This is a genomic window from Rhodobaculum claviforme (genome assembly GCF_016653255.1).
Lineage (GTDB): Bacteria > Pseudomonadota > Alphaproteobacteria > Rhodobacterales > Rhodobacteraceae > Rhodobaculum > Rhodobaculum claviforme.
Map to the genome: position 1 here is coordinate 1 of NZ_NHSD01000087.1, position 5,023 is coordinate 5,023.

Here is a 5,023-nt window from a genome sequence, read left to right on the forward strand (position 1 = left end):
CGCGGGGGGGCGTGGCGCGGGGGGCAACCCGGCTTCCCCCCGGCGGGGCCGGTCAGACGTCCAGCTCGTCCACGAATCGGGCATTGTCCTGGATGTAGCGGAAGCGCATCTCGGGCTTCTTGCCCATCAGGCGTTCGACCAGGTCGCCGGTCTCGCCGGGGCTGTCGTCGTCGACGGTGACGCGGATCAGCCGCCGGGTGGCGGGGTTCATGGTGGTGTCCTTGAGGTCCTTGGCGTCCATTTCGCCCAGGCCCTTGAAGCGGCTGACGTCGATGCGCCCCTTGCCGCCCAGCCCCGCGGCCATCAGCCGGTCCTTTTCGGCATCATCGAGGGCATAGACCCGCTGCGCCCCCTGCGTCAGGCGATAGAGCGGCGGACAGGCCAGATACAGGTGCCCCGCGTCGATCAGCGGGCGCATCTGGCTGAAGAAGAACGTCATCAGCAGGGCCGCGATATGCGCGCCGTCCACATCGGCGTCGGTCATGATGATGATGCGGTCGTAGCGCAGCTCATCAAGCCGGAACTTCGACCCCATCCCGGTGCCCAGCGCCTGGCAGATGTCCGAGATCTCGGCGTTCTGGCCCAGCTTGCCGCTGGCCGCCCCCAGAACGTTGAGGACCTTGCCCCGCAGCGGCAACAGCGCCTGCGTGACCCGGTCGCGCGCCATCTTGGCCGAGCCGCCGGCGCTGTCGCCCTCCACGATGAACAGCTCCGTGCCCGCGCGGGCGGACGCCGTGCAGTCCACCAGCTTGCCCGGCAGGCGCAGCCGACGGGTGGCGGACTTGCGCGCGGTTTCCTTGTCGGCGCGGCGGCGCAGGCGTTCCTCGGCCCGCAGCACCAGATAATCCAGCAGCGCGCCTGCGGCCTTGGTGTCGCCCGCCAGCCAGTTGTCGACATGGTCGCGCACGGCGTTTTCCACCAGCCGGGCGGCGTCCGCGGTGGCCAGCCGGTCCTTGGTCTGGCCCACGAACTCCGGCTCGCGGATGAACAGGGAAACCAGCGCGCAGCCGCCGGCGGCCATGTCCTCGCGGGTGATCTGCGCGGCCTTGCGGTTCCCCGCGAGGTCGCCATAGGCGCGGATGCCCTTCACCAGCGCCGCCCAGAAGCCGGCCTCGTGGGTGCCGCCCTCGGGGGTGGGGACGGTGTTGCAATAGGACTGCACGAAGCCGTCGCGGGCGGGCGCCCAGCCGATGGCCCATTCCACCGATCCCGGCAGGTTGAACTTCTCGGTGAAGCTGACCTTGCCTGCGAACGGGCGCTCGGTGACGGCTGCGGTGCCCGCGATGCGCTCGGCGAGGTAATCGGCGAGGCCCCCGGGAAAGCGGAAGCTGGCCTCCAGCGGGGTCTCGCCGTCGTCGATGGCCGATTTCCAGCGGATTTCCACGCCCGAGAACAGATACGCCTTGGATCGCGCCATGCGCAAAAGCCGCGCGGGCCGGAAGCGGTGGGTGCCGAAGATGTCGGCGTCGGCGTGGAAGGTGACGGAGGTGCCGCGCCGGTTGGGCGCGGGGCCCACCTTGTGCGCCGGACCCTGCGGCACCCCGCGCGAGAACTCCTGCGCCCACAGCTCCCGGTTGCGCGCGACCTCCACGCGCATGTGGTCCGACAGCGCGTTCACGACGCTCGCGCCGACGCCGTGCAACCCCCCCGAGGTGGCATAGGAATCGCCCGAGAACTTGCCCCCCGCATGCAGCGTGCACAGGATCACCTCCAGCGCCGAGCGGTCGGGGAACTTCGGGTGCGGCTCCACCGGGATGCCGCGGCCGTTGTCGCGGATGGTGACGGAATGGTCGGCGCCCAGCTCCACCTCGATGCGGGTGGCGTGGCCGGCCACCGCCTCGTCCATGGCGTTGTCGAGGATCTCGGCCACCATGTGGTGCAGCGCGCGTTCGTCCGTGCCGCCGATATACATGCCCGGGCGCTTGCGCACCGGCTCCAGCCCCTCCAGCACCTCGATGGAGTGGGCCCCGTATTCGGGACCGGAGGATAGTAGATCGTCGGCGGCCATGCCTGCGCCCCGTTCTGCCCGGTGTTGTGGTTGATGGCGCACGGTAGACGACATGCGGGGCGGTGGGAAGGGTGCGGATGCGCCCTCACGGCCCCAGCAGCCGCAGCGCCACCACATCGCTGCGCCCCGCCGCATGCAGGGCCGCAAGGCGCAGGCGCGCCTCGGCCTCGGCGCCGTCGGGGACGGGGCCGCGCAGCACGACCGTCGCGCGGATGCCCTCGTTGCGATAGTCCAGATGCAGGGCCGCGATGGACAGCCCGTCCAGGCACCCCTCCAGCGTGGCGCGCACGTCAGGGCGCAGGGCGGCAAGGTGGGCGCCAAAGCCATCGGCGTGGCCGTGGGGTTCGGGGTGGATGACGATCTCGTCGACCTGCGGGACAGCGGCGCGCACGCGGCTGCGCGCGGCCTCGCACAGCCGGTGCGCCTCCGACAGCGTCAGCTCGGGGTCGAGCGCCAGATGCACGTCGGCCTGCACCGCGCCCCCCGTCTGGCGCAACCGCAGGTCGTGCACATCGTGCACCCCCGGCACCGCCGCCAGCGCGGCGGCGACCGGGGCCGCCATGTCCTGCGGAGGGGCGGCGTCCACCAGCTCCGCCACCGCCGGCCGGCCGAAGCTCCAGGCGATGCGCCCCAGCAGCAGCGCGATCAGCGCCGCGGCCAGCGCATCCATCCCCGGCCACCCCGCCATCGCCGCGCCGATCCCCGCCAGCGCCACCACCGAGGACAGCGCGTCCGAGCGGTGGTGCCATGCGTTGGCCATCATCATCGCGGACCCCGTGCGCAGGGCCACCACCCGGGTGTAGTGATACAGCCCTTCCTTGAGCACGATCGCGGCGCCGGCCACCCACAGCGCCAGCGCGCCCGGCGCCGCGGCGGGCGGGTCGATCACCCGCAGCCCCGCATCGACCAGGATGCCCGCCGCCGCCAGCGCCAGCAGCGTCGCCACGACCAGCGTGGCCAGGGTCTCGAACCGGCCATGGCCAAAGGGATGGCCCGCGTCGGGCGGGCGGTGCGCATGGCCCAGCGCCCACAGGATCGCCGCGTCGGAGGCCAGGTCCGACAGCGAATGCACCCCGTCGGCCACCAGCGCCTGGCTTTGCGCGGCAATGCCCGCGGCGATCTTGGCCGCCGCCAGCGGCGCGTTCAGCGCAACCCCCGCCCACCCGGCGCGTCGTTTGTCGCGCAGGGCCTGGGGAATCGCCTCGGGGCGCGCGGCAGAGGGGGTGGGAATGGGCATGGCGGGGCCTCGGACCTGCGGCGGAAGCGGCGGTGTAGCCGATCCGGGCGCCGCAATCCACGGCCAACGCCGCACGGGCCTGCCACGCAGCGCACGCCCCGGCCCCTTCAGCCTGGCAGCCCCTTGCCTCTGCCGCCGCCAGCCCGCTTCGGGCAACGGCCGCTCCGCCCCGCCCCGCGCGCCCGTGGCCGATGTGTCCGCTGGCCATCACACGGCAGCATCCCCCGGTGGGCTGCGCGCGGTCACGCGAGGGGCGTCGCCCTGGCTGGTCCCGACATGCCCTGACGGGAGGTTGCCTGGATGAGAGGCCGCCCGGTGCGTGGTTCCCGGTGTGCCCCGTCCGGGGGGGCCTCAGGCCTCGGTGCTCGGCCAGGTGCGGCCGCGTGCGTCGGCGGGGCGCTCCAGGCCCATCTGGTGCAGGTTGGCGATCAGATCGGCGCGCAGCACCGACGCCAGATGCCCCGGCCCGCGCGCGCCCAGCGCCCCCAGCGCCAGGTGCCACGCCTTGCCCAGCATCACGAAATCCGCCCCCAGCGCCAGCGCGCGCAGGATGTCGAGGCCCCCCTCCACCCCGCCGTCGAAGATCACCGGCACGTCGCGGCCCACCGCCGCACGCACCTGTGGCAACGCGTCGATGCTTGCGGGGGCGCCCTCGAACTGCCGGCCGGCGTGGTTGGAGACCCACAGCGCGTCCACCCCCTCGGCCACCAGCGCGCGCGCGTCGCCCGGCTCCAGCACGCCCTTGACCACCAGCGCGCCGTCCCATTCCGCCCGCAGCGCCCGCAGATAGTCCCAGTCGGGGCTGGTGCGCAGCAGATACCCCACATGGGCGGTCGACCCGGTGGGGCCGCTGACGGTCAGGGACCGGGCATAGCCCTCCATCAGCGCCAACCTCGGACGGCCCGCCCGCGCCATCCCCAGCGCCCAGGCCGGGCGCAGGGCAATCTGTGCCAGCATCGCGGGCGTCAGCTGCGGCGGGATCGTCAGCCGCGCGCGCAGCTGGCGTTCGCGCCGCGAGGGCGCCGGAACATCGACCGTCAGCACCAGCACCCGAAACCCCGCCGCCCGTGCCCGGGCCAGGATGTCGCGGCGGATCTCGGGGTCCCTGGGGGGATAGAGCTGGAACCAGCCGCAGTCGCCGGCGATGGGGCCGATCTCCTCGGGCAGGCGGGTGGCGACGGTGGACAGGCAGTAGGGCAGGCGCTCATGCGCGGCCATGCCGGCCAGATGCGCCTCGGCGCGGGGCCAGATCAGCCCCGACATGCCCAGGGGCGCCACCCCCACCGGCATCGCCCAGTCCTGCCCCAGCAGGCGCGTGCCCAGGTCCGGTTCCAGCGGTCCGCGCAGGATGCCGGGGCGCAGGCAGACCGCGTCCAGGGCGGCGCGGTTGCGTGCGATGACGGCCTCCTGCCCCGTCGCGCTGTCGAGGTACTCCCACACAAAGCGCGGGATGCGGCGGCGGCAGGCGGCGCGCAGGTCGGACAGGGCGGGGTAGCGCAGATCGAGGCTCATGCGGCGGGTCCGTGGCTGGAGGGGCGGGACGGGCGCGGCAGGCCGCGCGTCGGGCAAGGCAGGGCCGCGCCAAGGCGCCGGACGACGGCGTGGGATCGGGCGGCACCGTGGGGCCAAGGGGCGCCGCGGGGCAGGGTGGCGCGGTGGCGCAGCGTGGCACCGTGGCCCCGGGTGGCGGAGCGCAGGGCGTCACCGGGGCGCCGGGCGGCAGCGCATGTCGCGGCGCCACCGTTGGACAGGGCGGCACCGTGGGGCCGCGACATGCG

Annotated in this window: 3 protein-coding genes; all 3 read right to left on the reverse strand. The window is 73.9% G+C overall.

Going from position 1 to position 5,023, the window contains the following annotated elements; genetic code table 11:
• Positions 1-52: 52 nt before the first annotated feature.
• The 3 genes from parE to CCR87_RS01535 all read right to left on the reverse strand — a co-directional run bounded on the left by parE (position 53) and on the right by CCR87_RS01535 (position 4,757).
• Positions 53-2,008 carry a DNA topoisomerase IV subunit B gene (gene parE / locus CCR87_RS01525; RefSeq protein WP_201155567.1) on the reverse strand — a complete coding sequence of 652 codons (1,956 nt, stop codon included), beginning with the start codon at positions 2,006-2,008 and terminating at the stop codon, positions 53-55.
• An 85-nt stretch (positions 2,009-2,093) separates the two neighbouring features.
• Positions 2,094-3,245 carry a cation diffusion facilitator family transporter gene (locus CCR87_RS01530; RefSeq protein ID WP_201155568.1) on the reverse strand — a complete coding sequence of 384 codons (1,152 nt, stop codon included), beginning with the start codon at positions 3,243-3,245 and terminating at the stop codon, positions 2,094-2,096.
• 351 nt (positions 3,246-3,596) lie between these two features.
• Positions 3,597-4,757, reverse strand: coding sequence for an alpha-hydroxy acid oxidase (locus tag CCR87_RS01535; protein WP_201155569.1), 1,161 nt, complete (start codon positions 4,755-4,757; stop codon positions 3,597-3,599).
• Between the last annotated feature and the right edge of the window lie 266 nt (positions 4,758-5,023).

Excerpts from the sequence above, each read along its gene's own strand:
- parE (WP_201155567.1), bottom strand. The coding sequence starts at position 2,008 with ATGGCCGCCGACGATCTACTATCCTCCGGTCCCGAATACGGGGCCCAC.
- CCR87_RS01530 (WP_201155568.1), bottom strand. The coding sequence starts at position 3,245 with ATGCCCATTCCCACCCCCTCTGCCGCGCGCCCCGAGGCGATTCCCCAG.
- CCR87_RS01535 (WP_201155569.1), bottom strand. The coding sequence starts at position 4,757 with ATGAGCCTCGATCTGCGCTACCCCGCCCTGTCCGACCTGCGCGCCGCC.